A 22,144-nucleotide genomic window follows, 5' to 3' on the forward strand; every position below is an offset into this window, starting at 1 on the left:
GCACGCGCATACCGCGCCGGCCGGTGTGCCGAGCCGACGACGACGTCACTCGTCTTCGTCGCTCCACGGAATCTCGACGTCGGTCAGGAACGCGACGGTCGCGAGTGGGCCGCCCTCGTGACGGCCGAGCTTGCCGTCCGCGCGATGCCATTCGACCCGGAACTGCGTGCCCGGATCGTCGGCCAGCAGATAGACCGTGCGCAGCTCTTCCGGCTCCGCGTCCTCGACGGGGCCGTCGAACGACACGAGCATCTTCTGCGGCCACAGGCCGTTCACCGGATCGTAGATGCGCTCGCCCTGCGGAATGTCGACGCTGGCCTCGACGCCGATCGTGGCGGACGCCTCGACGATCATCGCGCCGAGCGCGGACAGCACGGCGGTCGCGCGCGCCGAATTGGCCTGGCGAATCGCGAGATCGCCGCGCGTCAGCGCCTTTTCGAGCCGAGGATGAATCTTGGGTTGGGTCATGCGAGTTCCTGATTGCTTCTTGTGAATGGCGCCGCCCGCGCGAAGCGGCGGCGCCGGATGAATAAGGTGATTATGGGGGCAGGCGCGCGCCCCCGAAGACGCCTTCGCACCGCAATCGCCGCCGGACGTCTTCGACCCCGCGCGGCCCGCGGTCAGAACCCCAGCGCGATCGCGAGCAGCCCGCTCGCGATGCCGAACGCGACGACGAGCGCCGTGACGAGCGCGAGCGTGGCCGGCCGGAACGCGCGCGCAAGCATCGCGAGCGACGGCACGCTGATCGGCGGCAGCGTCATCAGCAGCGCGGCGGCCGGGCCGACGCCCATGCCGAGCGACAGCATCGCCTGGATGATCGGCACCTCGCCCGCCGTCGGAATCACGAACAGCGCGCCCGCGACCGCGAACGCGACGATCCAGCCGACATGGTTGCCGATGTCCGGGCCGATATGCGGGAACAGCCATGCGCGCGCCGCGCCGAGCAGCAGCACGAGCACGAGGTATTCGGGCACGAGCCGCACGGTCATCCGCGCGAGGATTTTCATCCAGCGCGCGAACGCGTTGCCGGCCGCGGCCTGCTCGGCCACCAGCGCGGCGAGCCGCGTGTCGTCGATGCTGCGGTCGTCCGGGCGCGCGAGCCGGTTCAGCAGATAGCCGATCCCGAACACCATCGCGATGCCGAGCACGAGCCGCAGCGCGCTCCAGTGCCAGCCGAGCACGAAGCCCATGAACACCAGCGCGGCCGGGTTCAGCACCGTATTGCCGAGCCAGAACGCCACCGCGCCGCCCGGCGACGCATGCCGCTCGCGCAGGCCCGCGACGACGGGCGCCGCGCAGCAGGTGCACATCATGCCCGGCAGCGACAGCAGGCCGCCCGCGGCGACGCTGCCGAAGCCCGTCTTACCGAGCACGCGCGCGACCCAGTGCGCGGGCAGCAGCGCCTGCACCGCCGAGCCGAGCAGCAGGCCGAGCACCATCGCCTGCCAGATCGCCTTGCCGTACGCCCACGCGTAGTCGAGCGCGGCCTTCAGCGACGGCTCGGGCGGCGCCGACGCCGCCCCCATCAGGATCGACTGGCCGATCGAATGATGCTCGGCGGCCAGGAACGCCTTGTTGTAGTACGGAAACCATTTCACGTAGAACAGGCCTGCGACCGCGATCAGCAGGAAGGTCATCCAGCCGAGCGCCGGATTCGGTTGAGTGCGTGTGGTTGTCATCGTGTGGGAGTCGTTGCGTTGTTGTGGGTATCGGTATTGGTATCGGCACGCGCCGCCGCATCGCCCGCGGGCGATGCCGGCAGGCCGGCCTGCGCGAGCGCATCGAGCAGCGCGCGCGCCTGATCGCGCGCGTCCGCTGCGTTCGGCCGGAACGTGAACGTCAGCACGCGGTTCGGTCTGTCGTACGACGAACGATAGGTCCGCGCATACGCCGGATCGTAATGCCGGTCGATCAGCGCGCGGAACAGGTCGGCGCGCGCATCGGCGTCGATCAGCGCGCTCCAGTGCGCGACTTCTTCGCGGCTGTGCAGGCCGATCAGTCGCGTGAGCTGCGCCTTGAACGCGTCAGGCGTGTCGAACAGATGGCCGTAATCGTCGAGCAGGAACGCGATGCGCTCGTTGCGCGCCGCGTCGACCTGCACCCACGGCCCCGCGTGGAATGCCTGCAGCAGCGCGAGCGGCAATTGCACGAGCCCGATCTTGCGGCTCTCGGATTCGACGAAGACAGGCCGCGCCGGATCGAAGCGCCGGAGCGTCTCGACGAGCCGCGTGTCGAACATCTTCTGCGACGGCTGCGGAACGCCCGGCAGCGCGCCGAGCAGCGAACCGCGGTGGCACGCGAGCGCCTCGAGATCGAGCGTCTGCGCGCCAACATCGGCCAGCGCCTGCAACAGACGCGTCTTGCCGCAGCCGGTATGGCCGACGAGCGCGATATAGCGGAAACGCGTCGGCAGCGTATCGAGCGCCTCACACACCGCGCGGCGGTACGACTTGTAGCCTCCGTCGAGCTGGCGCGCCTGCCAGCCGATCATGTTGAACATCACGGTCATCGACCCCGAGCGCTTGCCGCCGCGCCAGCAATAAACCAGCGGCCGCCAGTTGCGCGGCCGGTCGGCGAACGTCGTGTCGAGGTGGCGCGCGATGTTGCGCGCGGCCATCGCCGCGCCGACGCGCGTCGCCTCGTACGGCGACACCTGGCGGTACATCGTGCCGACGAGCACGCGCTCTTCGTTGCTCAGCACGGGCGCGTTGAGCGCGCCGGGGATGTGGTCCTCGGCAAACTCGAGCGGCGTGCGCACGTCGATGATCTCGTCGAACTCGCCGGCGCGATCGAGGGTGACAATCAGGTTCTTCAATTTGGCGTCGAACAGGGGCGATGCGGCTCGGCGAGCCGCACGGGCACGGAAGGCGGATTCGCAATTATCTCACGGCCGGGCGTCGCCGGCGGCGTGCGGTCGGCGTGGCGCTCATCGCGTCGACCAGATGATCGCGAAACGCGCGCACGGGCGCCACAACGAGAAACCGGCGCGGCGCGCCTTGAAGGCGGCGAGCGCGCCGGGCAGGAACTCGCTCAAGAATCCCTCCGGGCACACAATCTTCAACACGCTGCCATACAGCGCTTGCAGCGCGCCGATTTCCTTCATCGCGTGCTCGACCTCCAACAGGCAGCCGTGCGAAGTGCAGCAGCCGCTCGCCGCCCGGCAACCAGCTCGCGCCTGGACTGTACCTGATGGGCTGGCGCCGTTCGGTCTTGCCGCACAGCCGAGCGCGCGCATCCGGCTCGGGATGCGCTGACCACGCTGCGCCATGAAGCGACCTCGCAGCATCGATAGCGATACCGCGCGTTGATCGAGGACGCTTACGGCGCGGGGTTCGGCTGCCGTTCGTGCAGCGCGTCGATCTCGGCGAGCATCTCGTCGGACAGCTTGACGTCGACGCTGCCGATGTTCTCCTTCAACTGCTCGAGCGACGTCGCGCCGATGAGGTTGCTGGTCAGGAACGGCCGGCTGTTGACGAACGCGAGCGCGAATTGCGCCGGCGACAGGCCGTGCCGCTTCGCGAGCGCGACATAGCGCGACGTCGCCTCGACCGCCTGCGGCTTGCTGTAGCGCTGGAAGCGCTCGAACAGCGTGATGCGCGCGCCGGCCGGACGGGCGCCGTTCTCGTATTTGCCGGACAGCCAGCCGAACGCGAGCGGCGAATACGCGAGCAGGCCAACGCCTTCGCGATGCGTGAATTCCGACAGCCCGTTCTCGAAGGTCCGGTTCAGCAGGCTGTACGGGTTCTGGATGCTGGCGATGCGCGGCAGCCCGAGCTTCTCGGCCGCGCGCAGGAATTGCGCGACGCCCCACGGCGTCTCGTTCGACACGCCGATCGCGCGCACCTTGCCCGCCTTCACGAAATCCGCGAGCACCGCGAGCGTCTCCTCGATCGGCACCGTATACGCGTCATCGATCCACGGATACGCGGGACGGCCGAACGTCGTCGTGCTGCGGTCCGGCCAGTGGAGCTGGTAGAGATCGACGTAATCCGTCTGCAGGCGCTTGAGGCTGCCGTCGAGCGCCTCGGTCAGGTTCTTGCGGTCGAACTGGTTGCCCTCGCCGCGGATATGACGCGGATTGTGCGGCTGCCGCGCCGGGCCGGCGATCTTCGTCGCGAGCACGAGCCTGTCGCGCAGCGCGCGATGCTGCGCGAGCCACGTGCCGATGTATTGCTCGGTGCGTCCCTGCGTTTCGGGCTTCGGCGGCACCGGATACATTTCCGCGGCGTCGATCAGCGTGACGCCCTGCGCAATCGCGTAGTCGAGCTGCGCGTGCGCGTCGCGCTCCGCGTTCTGCTCGCCCCACGTCATCGTGCCGAGACCGATCAGGCTGACTTCGATGCCCGAATCGCCAAGTGTGCGGTATTCCATGCTGTTCCTGTCGCGTCGGTGGAAAGCAGGAACGCTATCACATCGGCGCGCGCCGTTCAGATGGGCCGCGCGTACGCTTACGGACCGCCTGCTGCCCGCGCGCCGCACGTTGCCGCGGGCGATCCCGGTACCCGCACCCGCCACGTCGTCCGTTGCATCCACATCCGGGCGTGGCCGCGCCGCCCTGTCTGCGTTACACTCACGCCCCTTGTCTCAAAATCATCCGTTGTCCACGATGTTGTCGCGAAATCGCCTTGCCGCCGTTTGCGTTGCCTCTTCCTTGCTCGTCACGCCGTACGCGGCATTCGGAAAGACGCAGACCGAGTCACTGCTGCAGCAGGCGATCGATTTCGTGTCGCGCCTGTTGCCGGCCCCGACGCACGAGGCGCCCGCCACCCAGGTCGTCGAGTCGGCGTTCTCGCCCGACGCAGGCGCCGAAGCGCTCGTGCTGAAGGCAATCGGCGCAGCACGCAGCTCGATCCGTGTCGCGGCCTACTCGTTCACGTCGCCCGCCGTCACGCGCGCACTGCTCGCCGCGAAGCGGCGCGGCGTCAACGTGGCGGTCGTCGTCGACGACAAGGGCAATCGCGCGAAAAACAGCAAGCAGGCGCTGAACCTGCTCGTCAACGCGGGCATTCCGACGCGCACGATCGACGTGTATGCGATCCATCACGACAAATACCTCGTGATCGACGCCGAACACGTCGAGACCGGATCGTTCAACTACAGCGCGTCCGCGGCGGCGCGCAACTCCGAGAACGTCATCGTCGTGTGGAACAACCCGCAGTTGGCGTCGCGCTATCTCACGCACTGGCAAAGCCGTTTCGACCAGGCCACGCCGTATCGCTCATCGTATTGACGCGCCGCATCGGCGCGATCGCCGTGGCCGTTCACGCACGCCGCAGTCGGCAAGCACCGCGACGTCGTCCATGATCCGCGTGGACGGCGCACGCATCAACCTGGCCGAATGGCCAGCCCCGCACGCACGACGCTAGCGCAGCCGGTACGAACGAGCGACGTCAGTGGATCTCGGCAGAAGAGCGTCCACCGCTCTGCGCCGTCGCGACACATTGCCCGGGATGCGCGTCGCTCGCGGAAGGCTTGGGCACGTCGCGCGCACCGCCCGGCAGCGCGCCGACGATACAGCCCGCACTGAAGGCCAGCGTGTTCTGGACCATCGGATAGAGCAGATACAGCGCAAACGCGAGATACGCTGCATACAGAAAACGGACCATGAGGCGATAGCGGAACGATTGATCTCGCCCCTGTTTACGGCCTCGCAGCGGGCGGCTTGAGCGCCCAGCCCGTTCTGGCGGCGCGATGGAGAATGCGCGATACTGATTCACAGTCGCTCGTCGGCGCGCCTTCGGCAGCAACCGCCGCCCGCCTGCTACGTCGTGTCCGCGCGAGGCGACATTCGTTCGATGACCGGCTGCCCATGCCGGCACCCGAGACAAAGACCCATGCAGATTGCTTCCAAACCGGCCGACGAGACGGCCCGGCTCGCCACACTCCATTCATTGTCGATTCTCGACACGCCGCCCGAAGAACGCTTCGACCGCATCACGCGCCTCGCGCGCCGGCTGTTCGACGTGCCGATCGCTGTCGTGAGCCTCGTCGACGAGGACCGCCAGTGGTTCAAGAGTCATCCGGGGCTCGACGCCACGCAGACTTCGCGCGACGTGTCGTTCTGCGCGCATGCGCTGCTCGCGGACGACACGATGGTCGTCAAGGACGCGCTCAACGACGATCGTTTCCACGACAACCCGCTCGTCACCGGCCAGCCCGGCATTCGCTTCTACGCAGGCCGTCCGCTTGCCGCGCCGAACGGCGCGCCGGTCGGCACGCTGTGCCTGATCGATACGCGGCCGCGTGAGCTGTGCGCCGACGAGCTCGCGCTGCTCGGCGATCTCGCCCACATGACCGAACGCGAAATCGCGGCGCTCCATCTCGCGACCACCGACGAGCTGACGCAACTGACAAACCGGCGCGGCTTCGAGATTCTCGCGCGTCAGGTGCTCGGCCTGTGCGAGCGCACGGGCCGGCAAGCGGCACTGCTGTTCTTCGACCTGAACGGTTTCAAGGCGATCAACGATCGCTGCGGCCATGCGGAAGGCGACCGTGCACTGAAGGCGTTCGCGCAGACGCTCACCGGCACGCTGCGCGACAGCGACGTGATCGCCCGGCTCGGCGGCGACGAGTTCGTCGTGCTGTTGAGCGCGATCGACCCGGCCGACGTCGGCGAGCCGATCGAACGCGTGAAGCAGGCGCTCGAGCGGCGCAACGCGGACGACGCGCGCGGTTACGCGATCCGCTTCAGCGTCGGCCACGTCGCTTACGATCCCGCCCGTCATCGCACGGTGGCCGACCTGCTCGATTCGGCCGACCGGCGCATGTACGAGGACAAGCGGCGCGGCAAGGCCACCGGCGGCTGAGCGCCGGCACGCCGCTGCCGATGCCGATGCCGCGGCGGCGCGCGGCCGGGGCTGCGGCGTTCAGCCCGCTGCGTCGGCCCCGCGGGGCCTGCCTGCTGCGGTCAGTTGCCGCAAGGCGGCGCGCTGGCCATTGCGTCGCGGATCTGCTCCGGCGTCAGGTCGCGCTGATGCGTTGCGAGCGACCAGCGATGTCCGAACGGATCCTCGACCTGACCATAGCGATCGCCCCAGAACATGTCGGCCGCCGGCATCGTGACCTTCGCGCCGGCGGTGACAGCCTGCGCGATCGCCGCATCGACGTCCGGCACGAACAGATGCAGGCAGACGGCCGTTCCTTTCAATGCCTTCGGTCCGAGCGCGCCGTGCTCGGGCATTTCGTCGACGAGCATCAGCGTCGAATCGCCGATCGCGAGACACGCGTGCGCGAGCCGGCCGTCGGGCAGCATCAGGCGGAACCGTTCGGTGGCGTTGAACGCGCGCGTGTAGAACTCGATCGCATCGGCGGCGCCGGCGCAGATCAGGTGCGGCGTAAGCGTACGCATCCCCTCCGGGATCGGTTTGACGGACGTGGTCATGGGTGTCGCTCCTTCAGTGAGTTGTCGTATCGGAAACGGAACGGACGCGCGATGCATCCGCCGCCGATGACACGACGAACGGGCTCGACTGAAATCGACATCGGTTCGGAAATTTTTTTGCGACGTGCCGGACCGGCACGAACGTACGCGGGCAGCGAGCGCGGTGCGGCGCCAACGGCGCGCTGGAGACCGGCGGCATCGCGTTTGCTGCCGCGGCGGGATGGGTCGTCGTGCGGCGCTGCGCAGTGCGGGCGCGCACCGCAGTTGCCGTCAGATTTGCGGAAGGTCGCGCAGCGTGCGCGACTCGTTCGTCGCGTCGATGTCGAGCTCGATCCCTTCGGATGCGTCGCGGTACAGCACGCGTTTCAACCTCGGCCCGACGGCCGTTGCGTCCGCTTCGTCGAACACGGCCAACACGTCGGCGCCGGCGGCGAGCGCGCGGGCGACCTCCGCGACCGTCGCCTCGCTGGGCGCCGCGGCCCACGAGCGGTCCGTTGGGTTGACGGCCGCCCAGCGCACGTGTGTCACCCGCGCGCTGCGCACATCGATTCGGACACCATTCACCGCGAACATCGACATCGACCTCTCCTTCGAAACGGTTGCGACCGGCCGCGCGCGCGGCTTCGGCCGACGCGATTTTCGATGATACATTGAGACGCTTTGCAACCGTCAACAGACCATCGTGCACCGGAGAAACACATGACCGACGCCTGGGGAACCTTCCCGGCCAGAATGGGCGACCATCAGGCTTTCATCAGCTTCAATCACGCGTTCGCGGAAATCGCCGAGACCGACCCGCGCACGTCGCTGCTCAGCGTGCGCGTCGCGCTCGCGCATCCGACGCCCGACGGCCTGCCCGGCAGCGACGAATTCGCCGAACTCACGCGCGTCGAGACGCTGCTGGACGCCGCGGTGACCGGGCGCAACGGCGTACAGGTCGGCCGCATCACCGTCGACAACAACCAGGATTTCCTGTTTTACGTGTCGTTCGACGAAGACACCGCGGCCGGGATCGTCGACGCGCTGGCCGACCAGACGGCCTACGCACTTCAATACGCATACCACGAGGATCCGGACAAGGAGACCTACTGGCGCACGCTCTACCCGACCGACGACGACTGGCAATTGATGCGCGACATGCGCGGGCTCGACGCCCTGCTGCAAAAAGGCGACGTCGGCGACGTGAGCCGGCGCGTGGCGCACTGGGCCTACTTCCCCGATCCGAGCGACGCGCACCAGTTCGCCGACTGGGCCGAATCGAAGGGCTATCTGGTCGAATCGGTCGCGCCGACCGAGGACGGCAAATCGGCCGTGCGCTTCGCGCACGAAGGGACGATGGCGCTGGCCGACATCACGCGCCATACGCTCGAGATCAACCGCGAGGTGCGCGCGCTCGGCGGCAACTACGACGGTTGGGAAACGAGCGTCGAACAGGCTGGGTGAGCGGGCCGGAGCGTAGCGCGCGCGCTGACGGCTGGCGGGCCGAGACGCCCCGGCGGCGCATCGGCGGAAATAGGCATCATCAACCTATAGACGCGGTCGTCCCGAGCGCTCGCTCGAGCCCTGACAGCCACTGACGCATCCGGCCTGCAAAAAGTCCCCGCTCCTGCACGAGCGAGCGGGGAAACGTTGACCGGGCCGGGGAGAACGGTCAACTCGTCGGATTGTGATCGTGGCGCGCGCAACCGTCTGTGCGACAACTCACCCTTGCAACCGGCAAGCGCCAGTGTCGATCGCACTCGGCGACAGCGACGCTTGCACCCTTCGTCGGCGAATTCCGTTGCTTCCCTCCGCGCGGCACGCGCCGCGTCCGCGATGTGCCGGCGCGTCCGGATGCGCGCTGCACCGCGTGAATCTTGTGTGAATTTCGCTCGTGGGAATAAATTCCGGACGCACGGTGCCGTTATTCTCGGAATGATCGCGAACGCGTCGACGAGCGCGGCGCGGATTGCACGCTAGCTGCTCGTGCGCCCCTGTCGCCGCATTCCGCTGCGGACGGAGGCCGCCGCACTGCGACAGTCGAGCTATAGAAATCACCGCCATACGATGCAAACCATGACACTCGCTCAGGCACAACACGACGGCGTCGACGTCTGGATCGTTCCGTTGCCCGGACACGCCGCCTACGCCTATACGCACCTCAAGCGGGTATTCGGATCCGACGACTCGCGACATCGCGTCGTGACCATCGACCTGCGTCGGCTGCTCGCGTGCGCGGACCGCGACACGACCGATTACGTGCTGCCGTCCGTTCAGGACTGGCCGCCCGGCAAGGCGGCCGGCATTCGCGAATTTCTCGACCCGGACAAGGCGCGGATTCCGGACATGCCGTTCATCACGTTCCGCGAGACGCGGCCGCGGACGCTGCTCGGCATCCCGAGTCTGTCGAAGACCGGCGTTGCGTCGTTCCGGAACGGGCAGCATCGCGCGCGCTATCTGGCGCACGCGGGCGCGACGCGCGTGCCGGTGGAGGTGCATGAGACGGAAGCGGATTTGCTCGCGCGCTATTGCGGTATGTGACGTTCGATCGGGTCGGTAGTGGCGGCCGGTTCGATCTCGACGTCCTGGAGCACGGCACGACGACGTTGTGCCGTTGGCCTCAGTCGGTCGTGACCGATCTGCGCGGGACCGACAGACTGATGCCGAAGCCCCGCGACGGTAAAGGCTCCGCGACGCTCGTGCCGCCAAGCCGTCGCACGCGATCGCGAATGCCGGCGAGCCCCGACGAGTGAACCGCAGCCGGCGGGCGCTCGGTTGACGGGGCCGGCTCGCCGTCGTCCTCGATCGACAGGTCGCATTGCGATTCCGTGCAACGGAATGCGATCCGGACTTCGGTCGGATTCCATGCGTGCCGCGCAATGTTCGTGAGCGCCTCCTGGACGATGCGGAACAACGCCGTCGACGCGGCGTCCGTGAATCTCACATCGCAACGCTCTGTGTGGAACAGCACCCGCAAGCCGGAGCGTTGCCGAAAGTCGTCCACCAGCCACTCGAGCGCGGGAAGCAGGCCGAGATCGTCCAGGATCGCCGGCCGCAAGCCGGCCGACAAGCGCCGCACCGACAGGATCGCGCGGTCGAGCGCGGCGCGCATGCTGTCGGCGAGCTGGGCCGCTTGGGCACTCGGCGTCGCGTCATCCTGCGTCACGAGCCTGTTCAGGCCCATCTTCAGCGCCGTCAGTTGTTGGCCGAGGTCGTCGTGCAGTTCTCGCGAGATCCGCTTCTTTTCTTCCTCGCGGGCCGTCTCGATACGCGACGCGAGTTCGCTTGCGTACTCCAGTTGCTTCAGGCGATTACGCTCGGTCATGTCGCGCGTGACTTTCGCGAAGCCCAGCAATTTGCCGGCCGGACCGTAGACCGCCGTAATCACGACGTTGGCCCAGAAACGCGATCCGTCTTTGCGCAGCCGCCAGCCCTCGTCCTCCACCCGGCCCTGTGCGGCCGCGGTCGCCAGTTCCCTCTCCGGCTTGCGCGCCGCGATGTCTTCCGCCGGATAGAAACGCGACACGTGGTGGCCGATGATCTCCGCCGGTTCGAAACCTTTGAGCCGCTTCGCACCGGCGTTCCAGCTGGTGATGTGACCGTCCGGGTCGAGCATGAAAACGGCATCCTCGACCGCGTCCATCAGCAAACGCAAGCGCTCTTCGCTCTGACGCAGTCTCTCTTCATTGCTGCGGCGCTCGGTCAGGTCGCGCGTGACTTTCGCGAAGCCGACCAGCATGCCGTCGCGGTCTCGCAGCGGCGTAATGACGACGTTGGCCCAGAACCTCGAACCATCGCGGCGTATGCGCCACCCTTCGTCCTCCCAGCGTCCGAGCGTGACGGCGCGAGCGAGTTCTTCCGCCGGATAGCCGCGCTGTTGCGCGTCGGATGGGTAAAAGACCGAGAAGTGCTGGCCGATGATTTCGTCGGCGCGATAGCCTTTGATACGCTCCGCGCCGGCGTTCCAGCTGGCGACATGGCCAGTCGGGTCCAGCAGAAAAATCGCATAGTCGCGGATTGCGTCGACCAGCGAGCGGTAGCGCTCCTCCGCTGAAACCATGGCGATCGCCTCGCTCGGCTGCCCGCCGTTCGGTCCGTTTTCGGCATATTCCAAGGCGCTCGTTCCTCCATAAACCTTGTGTCGGATATCGACAGAATAAACCGCGGTCGAATTGGCGGTGATATTGCGGCGGTAATCATGCTGAAAATAGGGGCGCCAAAAGCGATCGTGCTGCTTCCCCGTTTGTGTCCATCAGAAAAAAATGCTGATTTGACACCTTCAGCCACCGACTGATCCAAGTCAACACCGGCATACTGATTTAGCATCAAATTAGTTAACAAAACAAATAACCTTGAACCAGACCGTAGGTAGCGGGCTCGGCTATGCGATGGGCCGCTTGCGATGCCCGCGGCCGACTGACATGATCGACTCGCAAGCGCACCTTAGGCGCATGTGCGTGCAGCGAAATCTGCTAGTCGCAATGGAAATACTAAATCAAACAAGAAACGAGGAAGACCATGAAACATATTGGCCCTGTGCTGCTTGTCGTTGCAGCTCTCGCGGGATGTAATTCGAAGCAGGACAACACTCATTCGGCAACCACAACGGCGGCACCTGCCGCGGCCAGTGACACTGCCCCGGCCTCTCAGGTTTCTCCGACGCAAACGACCACCACTGCCCCGCCCGCGCCTCGGCATAATTACGCCATCAATCAGGACGGGACTTATGGTTACGAGCCGGGCCTAAGCGAAGATGATATTCGTGCCGGAAAGACGGCCAAGCCTTTGGTCATGATGCGATACGTCGGCCTTCGCGACGGCACGTACATCCTGCTGTTGATCGACGAAGATAATCCGAATTTTTCGACGCGCGTCGCGTGTCAAGCGCCCTGTGAATTCGCAAAATCGCAGACTATGGCCGGAGATATGGTGGTAAAGACGGAAACCATACGTGTTGCGCCGGGATCCCTGTTGAATGGAATGGTGGAAGATGCCGTAGCCGGGCAACTGATTCCGTTCGGCCAGAGAGCGCCAAGTCAGACCGTGAGCCAAGCTCCGGTCGGTGCAACATCGTCATCGCAAGTGCTGCAACCACCGACCACGACCACACCCGCCACCGACGCTCAGCATGACTCTGCCAACGGCCCCGTCCAGCAAACGAGCTTCGACTGCAGCAAGGCGAAGTCGATTCCAGAGTTTCTGATCTGTCACGATCCGGATTTGGCGGCAGCTGACCGCGACCTCGCCGACACGTACCGTCAGGCCAAGGAGGCCGCGGTAGACAAAACGGCGTTCAATAATAGAACGAGGCGGCAATGGAACTTTCGAGAAAAAAATTGCCGCGATAAAGACTGCCTGATGTCCTGGTATGCATATCAGAAGCGCGTGCTATCCAAGATTGCCCAGACCGGTGACGCGGCCGTTCAAGACAACTAGGACGGCGACCGCCGCGGGTCAAACTCCGCTCGATGAGGGACGCTGTCTGGGTTCGCCGCGGGTCCCGGGCCGGGTTCGGGTGGCTTGCGTCGGCTGACGCGCGCGGCTTCAACGGCGCGACGAGAAGCGACTGCTCGGCCGCGAGCCGTTTCCGGCAGCGCACCGCTGCCGCGCGACGGACTCGGCACTGGGAGCCGGCGCACGTATTCGTGACCCGGCAAAGGCGGACCCAGTGCGTTGCGGGATCGGCATGCGTCCGGCGACGGCTGCCCGCCCCTGCGACTTCACATAGCTCGTAAAGCGTTACCGCGCGCAATTCCCAATTCGGGAATGCCAAAACAAAAACGGCACTGTCCTGAAGGACAGTGCCGTTTTCAACAACTTGATACCGCTAGGAATTCTTTGGGGTGGCTGATGGGACTCGAACCCACGACAACAGGAATCACAATCCTTATACATAATTCATACAAATCAAAAGGTTAGGGAGGAACATTGGAATCTATAGTAGTGTCCGAACTAGACTCGGCAATGCCCCTTTAGCCCATCTTCCAAGAAATTTGCCCTAGTCTGGCGTCAGCGTACCGAAATCGTCGCCCCTTAGACTGTCACGAAACAGGCCTTCCACCAGATGTCCGCGCCAGGGTCTGCGCGTGGCGCCGTACGCGCGTCCGCGCTATGATCCTAACCTGATGCCGCTCAAACAAGCGTACAAGGTCGAGCGTCGTCAAATTTTCAGAAAACTTACATAATCGACCATTCGGGGCATCGAAGTCATGAAAATATTTATCAGTTGGTCTGGTGCGCGCAGCAGGGCAGTTGCAGAGGTCTTGGACGAATGGATTAGATGCGTCATCCAAGCTGCTCGCCCTTGGGTATCCACCCAAAATATCGATCGCGGCGCGATTTGGTTTAACGAGATTCAAACGCAGCTCCAAGACACATCAATCGGTATTGTTTGTCTCACGCAAGAAAATAAAAACAAGCCGTGGATACTTTTCGAGTCCGGCGCCCTAGCAAAAGGGCTATCCGCAAGCCGGGTTTGCACTTTTTTAATAGACCTTACACCGGCAGACGTCGAAAATCCACTCGCACAATTCAATCACACGATCCCGGAAAAAGAAAGCATGTGGCAGCTGGTTCGCACCCTCAATGGTTGCCTTCCAGTTGACCAAATGCTATCTCATCAGGTACTCGAACGATCTTTTGAGACCTACTGGCCACAATTCACCCAAGAATTCAAAAAATCATTAGACGAAAACGAGCCTGCTTTTGACGTTCCCGAGCGAGACGAAAAGGATATCCTTTCTGAAATACTAGAAAATACCCGCTCACTCACCGGTCGAGTAAATGCAATCGAAGAATCCGTAAAAATAAGACCATCGATTTCTGCACTCAATAAGGCAATCCAAGCAGATATCAAACATTTATATGTTAATTCAAAAGGCGATATCGTGGCGCCCGACGGGAAAAAATACAAGTGGACCGACCATGAAATGGAAGCATTTCGCGCAAAAACCCGTCAAAATGCTGTAGACGAAATCAATAGACAGATTTTTAATAAAGGAAAAGATAACGGCCAAGATGATACCGACGCTTAGGGAAAGTACAGCGTCTAAAATCGATCAGATTTCAAGAAACGGCGTCCGAAACCGGCTCAACATTCATATCGTCGGCTGGATAAAGCTGCAACATCGCGCGCGCGGCTTCGACGTTCGACGTGGTCAGCCACTCCTCCCAGTCGTCGGGGCGCAGGATCACGACCGACCGCTTCTCGTCGCCTGGCTTGTGCATGTGCTTCATGACCGGATGCTCGTCGCCGTTGACCGTGATCATCGCCATGGTGTGGTGCTCGGTACCATCTGGGCGCTGCAGCGTGCGCCAGATACCAGCAACGCACAGCGGCCGCCAGTCGGCTAGGCCAATCCGATACCGGACGTGCTTGCCCGTCTCCCAGTTCGGCTCGTAGATCCACTTCGCCGGAATCAGGCAGCGCCGGCCGGCGCGCCACGCCGGCCCGTACAGCGGCGACTTCCCGAGGTTGTCGTCGCGCACGTTCATCGTGCTGCGCATGATCGGCGGCTTCCGGCCCTCTTCCTTCGCTTTCTCGATGTTGGCCTGCTGCAGAGTGCGCGGCCAGAAGCCAAAACCGGCGATCAGCGGCTTGAACTGCCCGTCGACATAGCCGACGATCGGGGCGTCGTAGTCCTGGTAGATCTCTGGCTTCCATGGGTGCCGCCGATAGAGGTCGACGAAGCTGTCGATCCGCAGCTCGCTCAAGCCGGGGTCTTCGCCTGGTGCCACGTAGTTGGTGCACATGCTGTCCCCACTTTTTCGAGTTGACGGCCCCATCTTACTCCGCGATAAACTGTATATCCATACAGTATTTACGCCGTCATGCCGAAGCCGCCGCTGCCCTCGATCCAGTCGCCAACCGCGCGCCAGCTCCGGGAAATATGGCGCCGGTATCCCGACGGGCACGAGGTGCGCACGCTCATCATCGAGATCGTGCGCATGCGGAAGGTGATCGCAGAAGCGGAAGAATACCGCCAGATCGTACAGACGGTCTGGAACGAGGATACGGGAGGGGCACACCTCGTCGCGCTGTACAAGCTGCGTCGGCTGTTGCAGGACGAGGAGCGAAGGACGTAGGACCGATGACCCGCTTGATAGATCCGGTGCGTCACGAGAGCCTACAAGGAGGCACCCCTGATCTCACAACCATCAGGGGCAAACGCCCCCGATGTGTTACAGCCCTTTGCAACCCTCGGGATGGTTTTCCGGATGGGCGCGGCAGTCGTTCACGTACGCATTGACCGCGTTGTAGCTGGCGACGATCGGCGTCACGATCGCGCTGACGTGTGCGTCCAGCGTTGCCTGATCCGGCGTCCGGCAGTCCGCACCCATATGCGATGCATCCGGAGCGCTGTCGACACCCATGACATACCCGCTCCCAGGAACATCGAGAAGGACGTCAATCAGGCCATCGGCAGCGGTTTGCCCGGCCGGGAGGTCGCAGGTGCGGATCGGCGCAACCTTGTAGATGTTTTTCCCTTCGATATATGCGCGATTCTGAAAGACGATGAGGTCTTTCTTGAACTGATCCAGCGCAGCGATTTGAGCCGGGTCATTGCGGCCCGTTTGCATATCATCCAGCTGGAAATTTACGACCATCCATTCCGAGCTCACGACCGGAATCTTCGCATTTTTGATCTCGTCATCGGTCGGGCCGACGCCGTTATTCACTGACATCACGATCTGATGCAGCGTCGTTCCATCGATCACGCCGGGGTAGACAGTGATGCCGGTACCGGCGTCGCTGAACTTCTGCTGCAGGGCGTTCACCGTCGCCTGGCCGGCGGACGACGAGTCAGTCGCACTTGCGCCAGATGCCACGTCAGTCGCCGCCATGCGCGCCGTCTTCGGCGCCGAGACGAGCGGAACACCAGAGAACGTCAGCCTCACCGCAAACTTGCTGGGTGCCGCGGGCGAATCACCGTCTCCGCCACCGCATGCGGCCATGGAAATGCAAAGTGGGAATGCCAGTGCTGCGAGGATTTTTTTCATTTTCGGTCTCAGGCGCTAGTTGATGAACTTCACTTCGTTTATATGAAGTTTACAGAGCTTTTCATGATCCACACAATCCATTTGCGGCCGGACATCGCCGGCCGCACTGCGCGCAAGTAATCCTGCGCTACGTCAGTTCTTCGATTGGGCGGTCCCCACAGTCAGCGCGTCGTAGTCGCGCTCGCACTGCTGGCCGGCGATGCGGGCGCGGTCAGCGTACTCTGCCAAGTCGCCCGCGCGCTGGTCAGCGCGGCCGAGCACGTCGGCAAGCAGATCGAGGGCGTCGCCGGCTGGCGCGCCTCCGGTCGTAGCGGCGGGATGGCGGGCGCCGGCGACGAGCTGATCGACGCGCTGGTGCAGGCTGCCAGCGGCAGCACGAGCAGCAAAAGCATCCGCGAGCGCGGCCGTACGTTTTTGGTTCGCGTCATTTGCGATCTCCGTTTGCGCCGTGGTGCGGCGTTGTTCCTCTATACGGGCGGCCTCGACCGCCTTCGTTTGTGCGATCGCCGCATCGGACTGCATATCGGCGATCCGCCGCGCGCTGATCAGGTGCTCGACCTCGAACCCAGCCGACGCGCCGAGGATCGCAGCAATCAGGTACGGAATGATGATTCTCAGCATCACAGCCCCCTCTCGCAGAGCGCGCGCTCGTCTGCGCGCCGTTTCACCAATCCGGGCAGCACGCGACCGCCGGCCGTCACCCACTGCGGCCTGCCGCTGTCCGATTCGTTCATCGCGCGGCACGCGCCGCGCAAGTCGCCCGCATTGAACCGGCGAGCAGTTGTGCTCGCGCAGTACGCGCGCGGCCCGACGTTGTAGGCGAAACTCACCGCGGCCGCGAGTTGGTACGGGTGCCCCTTCAGCGCCGGGGTGCACTTCAACACCGGATCGGCATGCTCGATCAAACGCTGCTCGAGCCGAGCGCGGCACTCTTCCGGCGTGAAGCGCTGCCCGAGCTTCACGTCCTTCGTATCGCCGTTGCACGCAGTCACGATGCCGATCGGATCCGGCTGCGCGACGAGCACCTGCCCCTCAAATCGCGGCACGATAGAAAGCAAAAGGGCTGCCGCAGCAGCCCCAACAACACCCGCAAGAGTTTTCTTCGGCGCACTAGCCATCGTGTTTCTCCATATCTTCGATCCGCAGATCGGATTCGCGCTGTTTGCGCTGGTCGTCTCGCCACTGGAAATACAAGTTGGACGCGAACGTCAGGATTGCTGTTGCGATACCCACGATCACACCCACTTGAGTAAGTGTCAGCGACGCTCCAAGAGCCACGCCGCTACCGGCGTAGCTTGCTGCCTCCGTCGGACTAACTTGCATCCATTCCCCCAAAAAACAAAGGGCCGCTCGAAAGCGGCCAATCACACGATTCCAGTTCCATCCAACACCATGAAGCGCGAGTGATATTGCTCACTGAACCCCGAGAAGTTTGATGTCTTGCCACCCCCGTACATCGTCGTCCCCCACGACACTGTGTTACCACTAACTCGAATAGATGTCAGCTCAACGCCGGCAGGGTCATAGCTCCAAGCCTTATGCACTGAATAGATGGCTGACACAATAATAGGAGTGCTGTACGTTTTTGATTCCCACGTCGGATATGGAGAACCAGTAACAACCCATCCAGTTCCAGGCAAATACTCCTTATAGATGACATCGATAACCCGAAGAAACGGCCTCGACGAATCCGCGATTAACGTTCCATTCGAGCTGAATACCTGCAGACCGAAATTGCCGCTCGGCGGAGGAACCTTGTCAAACATGAAGAAGTGAACGGTGCATGGCTGCTCGGTGATGAATGTGAGCGTGTACGTATTGCCAGATGCCGTTGCATTCCAGAGGGTTATTCCCACTCCACCTTCGGCATATACACCGTACATCGGTGCTTGATTCGCCGTGAACGTAAACGACACCGCTGGAAGCGTCGTATAAAAAGGATTTCCAGCGTCGTTTCTCGCCAACAGCAATGTCGTGCTTGTCGATGCAGCTGACGAAGACATGACCAACTGATAGTTCGGCGTCATTCCATCGATCTGATACAGCCCGGTATCCGTGAATGCCTGAAAGCCTGCAGTCATCCTTAATACACTCCAAATACAAGCCATCCCGGAACCGGGTTATAGGCATTCGATCCGCCAGAGTTCGGGCTGTATGTCCAGCTGATTCCGCTTGACCCAATTGACACGATGGGAGACGGCTCGGCACCCGATACCCGCTTGAAGATCCAATCGGGCATGAACGCCCAGAAAGGCGTCCCGCTCGACAGGTCGGCGGACGCACTGCCCGCTACGCCCTCCGCTCGCACAATGCCCATCACTCGGCCCGCGCGCGATGTGGCATCCAGCAGCAAGCGGCCAGAGCCATCCCATATTTGCAAACCTGCCGTCATTACCAGATCCCCAGGCGCACGCGCAGCGTGCCGTTGCTGTCGTAGACCGTTAGCGTGCTCGAGTTGATGTTCAGATAACCACTTCCGCCGTTCGGGCCATTGAACGTAATGCCATTGGCCTTATCCAAAATCCAGAGCGGCTGACCGTTTGCGCCCACGGCTGTCGACTGAATCGTCTGGCCGATCATCGCATTCGTGATCCAGCCGGTACCGATGAACGCCTGCGACAGAAATACTTGGCCACCCAGCACCACGAACGGCGACGACACCGTCGATCCGGCGTCGTCGAGGATCGCAAAGCGCTGTGCTGCCACCAGCACCTGGGACTCGACCGTGCCGCTAGTGTTATCTACGCCAACGCCGATACCGGCCATGTACGTGCGCCCCCCTGTCGTGACCCGAGTCTTGATCTGATAGGAGGCAGCGACTCGGCCGTTGATGTCGGCATAGGAAGCAGCGTTCGTTTGGACTGCAGCCGTGTTGCTATTGACCTGCGCCTGTACGGTCGTAATCTGTGCCGCCGTGGCTGAGTCAGCCGCAATTCGCGCCGTGGTCTCGGTCTGCACGGCAGCAGACAGCGCTGCCACGGATGACTGCATCTGAGCGGTAACGGTATCCGTTTTCTGCGCCTGCGCCAAATCCGCCTCAGCCCGCGCAGACTGTTCAGACCACACCCCGGCATAGACCGTTGTCGATCCGGCATATCCCCCACTGTCGCCAGCCATTGGTGGGATAACGACCTGAGCACTCACCTGATCGATCCGCGTCGAGAGCGCTGCGTCAGCAGTGGACCGTGCTTGCTGCTCAATCGTGATCGCTGCCGCGTTATCGCTTACGTCCTGCTGCAAACCGGGAATCGCGTCGATGGGAGTCAGGACATCAGTACCCAGCTGTGTCTTCGTGATAGCCCCAGTGAGGTACTCAAGAATCGGCGTCGCATCGCTGCTGCTTTGCCCATTCACACCAGCGCCAGACGGATACCAAGGACCGATGTTCCCGGACGTATCAACAAGGCGCGCCCAAAAGAAGAACGATTGGCCTGCTGCGAGGCCCATCAAACTCGCGCGCGCTTGCGGAAACGCATAGTCCGAGAGCTTCGTCGCAGTGCTGAGATCGTTTGTCCTGCTGTACCAAATCTCGGTGCGCTGCGTATCGCCAGCAGTCCCGTCGGCTGGGAACGTCCAGTCAACCTCGATCGCGAACACCTGCGTGGCGGTCGAGAGCGACGCTACAGCCGGCGGGAGCCCCGTCTTGCCGGTAAGAGTGGTGTCAGCGGAATAGGCGGGAACAGAGGTCACCCCCATCCCGTTGACGGCACGGACGCGCGCGCTGTAGGTGCCGCGGTAGATGCCCGACACCTCAACCTGCAGGCCGCCCGTCTGGTTAGCTGACACCCACTCGCCGTTATCCTTGCGCCACTCCGGAAGGTAGCTCACACCATTCGCAGCAGCATCCCATGCGATGACCATGACGGCCTTTGAGATGCCCTGGTCGATCACCGAGTACGTCGAGAGCCGAACGTTAGCCGGCGGAACCTGTGCCGAGGGCGGGATGACCGTGATCGGCCGAACCTGAATCGCCGCACCATTGTCGATCGCCGCATACTTGCCGGGCTCATGCTGGGCAGCGTTGATCGTGTACGTGATCTGGTCGTTGTCAGATGCCTCCTGCACGCTGATCACTCGGAACAGCTGCGCATTGAGGGTCGTGTTTTCAAGCATCCACACGGCCCCGACGACCGGATCTGTATCGAAGGCGCTGTCCACCGTGATTGCGTCGCCAGCAGACGATCTGACGGTGCGCCTCTGCGCTACGCCAGTGGGCAGGATCGCGGTCAACACGTCACCGGCTGAGACGCTCGGTGCTTTGTCGAGCGTGATCACGGCGCCGTTCACCGCGCGGATGCGGCCACCCATTCTCTTGCCGGCCTTCGCCGGATCCGCGACGGCGATGATTTGCCCAGGTGCGCAGAGCGTACCGTCGAGTCCGACCGAAAACGAAACCGTGTTCGTTTCGTACCTGCTGGTCAGCAGTGTCCAGAGCCCCAATCGGTGCGCCTGCCCTTGCGACGTTGTCCCGAACGCGGTGATCTGCGCTTTCGTGACGCCGTAGCGCGCGATCCCGTCCTCATCAGGCACATACTCGACGGCCTGCTTGTACTGATTCGCTGGATCGTTCCAGCTCACCAGCGCAGTCGTGTAGCGAGTCTTGAGTGCAGAGCCGACGTACTTGAACTGGCCGCCAACGACATTCGCCGCGGTGTACACATAGACTGGATCGGACGGCATGTCCGCGTTCGCTACGACTGATCCCGGACCCCAATACGCGATGCCGCGGAACGTAGTCGCGAGATCCTGCAGCACCTTGAACGCGTCGGCCGCCGACTGGATCACGCAGTTGCACGTGAACCGGGGTTCCTGGCCGCCCTTCCCGTCTGCGACCATCACGTCGCAATACTGCGCGATCTGATACAGCCCCCACTTGTCGACCATTGATGCGTCGACGTGGTTGCCAAGCCCATAGCGCGCGTTCAGCACGAGGTCGTAGAAGACCCATGCAGGGTTGTTCGACCATGCAGTCTTGAACGTACCGTCCCAAGCGCCGGTATATGCGCGCGTCACCGGGTTGTAGTTGGTCGGGACGCGGATCAACAGACCGTAGATGTCGTAGGAACGCGTCGGCACCGAACTGAACGACTGCGCATCGAACGTGAGGCCGATGAGGGCGCTCATCGGATAACGCAACTTGCGATCGATGACATCGGTAATCGCTTCGATATTGATCGTGTCCGCGATCAGCGAACTATGCGCGTTCGGCGTGATGCGGCGCACACGCACAAGCCAGCTCGAAGTCGCGGCCGGCAATTCGATGCGAACACTGCGCTCGTAGAGCGACGTCGTCTTGCCATCAAACGCACCGGAAACGACCTGCGAGTACGAGCCGCCGTCGACGGCGAGATCTATCGCATATTCGACTCGGTAGCCCGTGACATTGCCGGTCGTCGCGTCCGACACCTGCAGCGCTGGGACGCCGAACCGCAACCGTACGGCCGTGAGCTGCGTGTTTTGCACCTGGCGAACCCAAGGAGCATCCGACGTCAGCGGCGTGCTGATGGCGATCTCGTTCTCGACGGCGGGGAACCCGGCGAGATAGGTCTGATCCTGCGTGCCCGTACGCGCGTCGAAACTGTAGTTCGCGAAGTTCGTCGAGCCGTCGCTGTTCTGGATTGGCGTGCCGTTCAGATACACGGACTGCAACCCGCTCACAAGACCGCCGATCGGCCCCTCGGACAGAACGTCGAGCACTTTCGCATAGGCGATCGAGTGTAGGCTATCCGGCGACTGCGTTGGCGTACCGCTCGATCCGCCGCCCTTCGAGCCTCGAATGCGCAT

23 protein-coding genes and 1 pseudogene are annotated in these 22,144 nt (G+C 63.3%); 7 read left to right on the top strand and 17 right to left on the bottom strand.

Annotation, left to right across the window (positions count from 1 at the left end; genetic code table 11):
• Positions 1 to 45: 45 nt before the first annotated feature.
• From WJ35_RS03960 to WJ35_RS03980, 5 genes and pseudogenes are all read right to left on the bottom strand, one after another.
• On the bottom strand, positions 46 to 468 hold the full coding sequence (locus WJ35_RS03960; RefSeq protein WP_060238845.1) for a hypothetical protein: 423 nt from the start codon (positions 466 to 468) through the stop codon (positions 46 to 48).
• 152 nt (positions 469 to 620) lie between these two features.
• On the bottom strand, positions 621 to 1,679 hold the full coding sequence (locus WJ35_RS03965) for a permease (RefSeq protein WP_060238848.1): 1,059 nt from the start codon (positions 1,677 to 1,679) through the stop codon (positions 621 to 623).
• On the bottom strand, positions 1,676 to 2,815 hold the full coding sequence (mnmH, locus tag WJ35_RS03970; RefSeq protein ID WP_069238770.1) for a tRNA 2-selenouridine(34) synthase MnmH: 1,140 nt from the start codon (positions 2,813 to 2,815) through the stop codon (positions 1,676 to 1,678). Before mnmH ends, WJ35_RS03965 begins: the two co-directional genes overlap by 4 nt.
• A 153-nt stretch (positions 2,816 to 2,968) precedes the next feature.
• Positions 2,969 to 3,158 (bottom strand): annotated as a pseudogene (locus WJ35_RS03975) (LysR family transcriptional regulator); the annotation flags it as partial.
• A gap of 160 nt (positions 3,159 to 3,318) precedes the next feature.
• On the bottom strand, positions 3,319 to 4,371 hold the full coding sequence (locus WJ35_RS03980) for an NADP(H)-dependent aldo-keto reductase (protein ID WP_060237313.1): 1,053 nt from the start codon (positions 4,369 to 4,371) through the stop codon (positions 3,319 to 3,321).
• A 235-nt stretch (positions 4,372 to 4,606) separates the two neighbouring features.
• On the opposite strand from WJ35_RS03980, the gene WJ35_RS03985 reads away from it, so the two are divergent.
• On the top strand, positions 4,607 to 5,230 hold the full coding sequence (locus tag WJ35_RS03985) for a phospholipase D family protein (RefSeq protein ID WP_069238772.1): 624 nt from the start codon (positions 4,607 to 4,609) through the stop codon (positions 5,228 to 5,230).
• Positions 5,231 to 5,390: 160 nt separating this feature from the next.
• On the opposite strand, the gene WJ35_RS03990 is transcribed toward WJ35_RS03985, so the two are convergent.
• Positions 5,391 to 5,606 carry a hypothetical protein gene (locus tag WJ35_RS03990; RefSeq protein ID WP_046427098.1) on the bottom strand — a complete coding sequence of 72 codons (216 nt, stop codon included), beginning with the start codon at positions 5,604 to 5,606 and terminating at the stop codon, positions 5,391 to 5,393.
• A 228-nt stretch (positions 5,607 to 5,834) separates the two neighbouring features.
• Between WJ35_RS03990 and WJ35_RS03995 the strand changes: the two genes are divergently transcribed.
• The gene (locus WJ35_RS03995; protein ID WP_011884713.1) at positions 5,835 to 6,806 is read left to right on the top strand and encodes a sensor domain-containing diguanylate cyclase; all 972 of its coding nucleotides are present in this window, start codon (positions 5,835 to 5,837) and stop codon (positions 6,804 to 6,806) included.
• A 101-nt stretch (positions 6,807 to 6,907) separates the two neighbouring features.
• Here WJ35_RS03995 and WJ35_RS04000 read toward each other — a convergent pair whose 3' ends face one another.
• Complete coding sequence (locus WJ35_RS04000) at positions 6,908 to 7,381, bottom strand: VOC family protein (RefSeq protein ID WP_069238773.1); 474 nt, start codon at positions 7,379 to 7,381, stop codon at positions 6,908 to 6,910.
• 270 nt (positions 7,382 to 7,651) lie between these two features.
• Complete coding sequence (locus tag WJ35_RS04005) at positions 7,652 to 7,960, bottom strand: hypothetical protein (protein WP_011884709.1); 309 nt, start codon at positions 7,958 to 7,960, stop codon at positions 7,652 to 7,654.
• A 120-nt stretch (positions 7,961 to 8,080) separates the two neighbouring features.
• Between WJ35_RS04005 and WJ35_RS04010 the strand changes: the two genes are divergently transcribed.
• Both WJ35_RS04010 and WJ35_RS04015 read left to right on the top strand, forming a co-directional pair.
• Positions 8,081 to 8,824 (top strand): DUF695 domain-containing protein, encoded by a 744-nt coding sequence (locus WJ35_RS04010; protein ID WP_014722976.1) that lies wholly within the window; start codon positions 8,081 to 8,083, stop codon positions 8,822 to 8,824.
• A 612-nt stretch (positions 8,825 to 9,436) separates the two neighbouring features.
• The gene (locus WJ35_RS04015) at positions 9,437 to 9,901 is read left to right on the top strand and encodes a plasmid fertility inhibition factor family protein (RefSeq protein ID WP_011884706.1); all 465 of its coding nucleotides are present in this window, start codon (positions 9,437 to 9,439) and stop codon (positions 9,899 to 9,901) included.
• Positions 9,902 to 9,980: 79 nt separating this feature from the next.
• Here the strand turns inward: WJ35_RS04015 and WJ35_RS04020 are convergent, their stop codons facing one another.
• Positions 9,981 to 11,420, bottom strand: a complete 1,440-nt coding sequence (locus tag WJ35_RS04020; RefSeq protein WP_034193189.1) for a PAS domain-containing sensor histidine kinase — start codon at positions 11,418 to 11,420, stop codon at positions 9,981 to 9,983.
• Positions 11,421 to 12,067: 647 nt separating this feature from the next.
• Here WJ35_RS04020 and WJ35_RS04025 point away from each other — a divergent pair.
• Entirely contained in the window at positions 12,068 to 12,796 is a 729-nt protein-coding gene (locus WJ35_RS04025) for a lysozyme inhibitor LprI family protein (RefSeq protein WP_041493960.1), read from the top strand.
• Between the two features lie 773 nt (positions 12,797 to 13,569).
• A complete protein-coding gene (locus WJ35_RS29490; RefSeq protein ID WP_080484219.1) occupies positions 13,570 to 14,394 on the top strand; it encodes a toll/interleukin-1 receptor domain-containing protein in 825 nt (274 codons plus the stop codon).
• A gap of 31 nt (positions 14,395 to 14,425) precedes the next feature.
• Here WJ35_RS29490 and WJ35_RS04030 read toward each other — a convergent pair whose 3' ends face one another.
• Complete coding sequence (locus WJ35_RS04030; protein WP_069238774.1) at positions 14,426 to 15,112, bottom strand: SOS response-associated peptidase; 687 nt, start codon at positions 15,110 to 15,112, stop codon at positions 14,426 to 14,428.
• A gap of 78 nt (positions 15,113 to 15,190) precedes the next feature.
• On the opposite strand from WJ35_RS04030, the gene WJ35_RS04035 reads away from it, so the two are divergent.
• A complete protein-coding gene (locus WJ35_RS04035) occupies positions 15,191 to 15,445 on the top strand; it encodes a hypothetical protein (RefSeq protein ID WP_059461727.1) in 255 nt (84 codons plus the stop codon).
• Positions 15,446 to 15,541: 96 nt separating this feature from the next.
• Here the strand turns inward: WJ35_RS04035 and WJ35_RS04040 are convergent, their stop codons facing one another.
• The 7 genes from WJ35_RS04040 to WJ35_RS04060 form a co-directional block, all read right to left on the bottom strand.
• The gene (locus WJ35_RS04040) at positions 15,542 to 16,360 is read right to left on the bottom strand and encodes a hypothetical protein (RefSeq protein WP_069238775.1); all 819 of its coding nucleotides are present in this window, start codon (positions 16,358 to 16,360) and stop codon (positions 15,542 to 15,544) included.
• Between the two features lie 132 nt (positions 16,361 to 16,492).
• Positions 16,493 to 16,981, bottom strand: a complete 489-nt coding sequence (locus WJ35_RS04045; protein ID WP_069238776.1) for a DUF2514 family protein — start codon at positions 16,979 to 16,981, stop codon at positions 16,493 to 16,495.
• Positions 16,981 to 17,478: a lysozyme gene (locus WJ35_RS04050; RefSeq protein WP_069238777.1), complete on the bottom strand. Its 498-nt coding sequence runs from the start codon at positions 17,476 to 17,478 to the stop codon at positions 16,981 to 16,983. The genes WJ35_RS04045 and WJ35_RS04050 overlap by 1 nt, the downstream gene beginning before the upstream one ends.
• Positions 17,471 to 17,683, bottom strand: a complete 213-nt coding sequence (locus tag WJ35_RS32705; RefSeq protein ID WP_034193187.1) for a phage holin — start codon at positions 17,681 to 17,683, stop codon at positions 17,471 to 17,473. The genes WJ35_RS04050 and WJ35_RS32705 overlap by 8 nt, the downstream gene beginning before the upstream one ends.
• A 41-nt stretch (positions 17,684 to 17,724) precedes the next feature.
• Positions 17,725 to 18,441 (bottom strand): hypothetical protein, encoded by a 717-nt coding sequence (locus tag WJ35_RS29495; protein ID WP_080484221.1) that lies wholly within the window; start codon positions 18,439 to 18,441, stop codon positions 17,725 to 17,727.
• A gap of 2 nt (positions 18,442 to 18,443) precedes the next feature.
• Entirely contained in the window at positions 18,444 to 18,752 is a 309-nt protein-coding gene (locus tag WJ35_RS32010) for a hypothetical protein (protein ID WP_230459669.1), read from the bottom strand.
• Positions 18,752 to 22,144 carry a host specificity protein J gene (locus WJ35_RS04060; protein ID WP_069238778.1) on the bottom strand — a complete coding sequence of 1,131 codons (3,393 nt, stop codon included), beginning with the start codon at positions 22,142 to 22,144 and terminating at the stop codon, positions 18,752 to 18,754. The genes WJ35_RS32010 and WJ35_RS04060 overlap by 1 nt, the downstream gene beginning before the upstream one ends.

Origin of the sequence: Burkholderia ubonensis, from assembly GCF_001718695.1 — a bacterium.
Taxonomy (GTDB): Bacteria; Pseudomonadota; Gammaproteobacteria; order Burkholderiales; family Burkholderiaceae; genus Burkholderia; species Burkholderia ubonensis_B.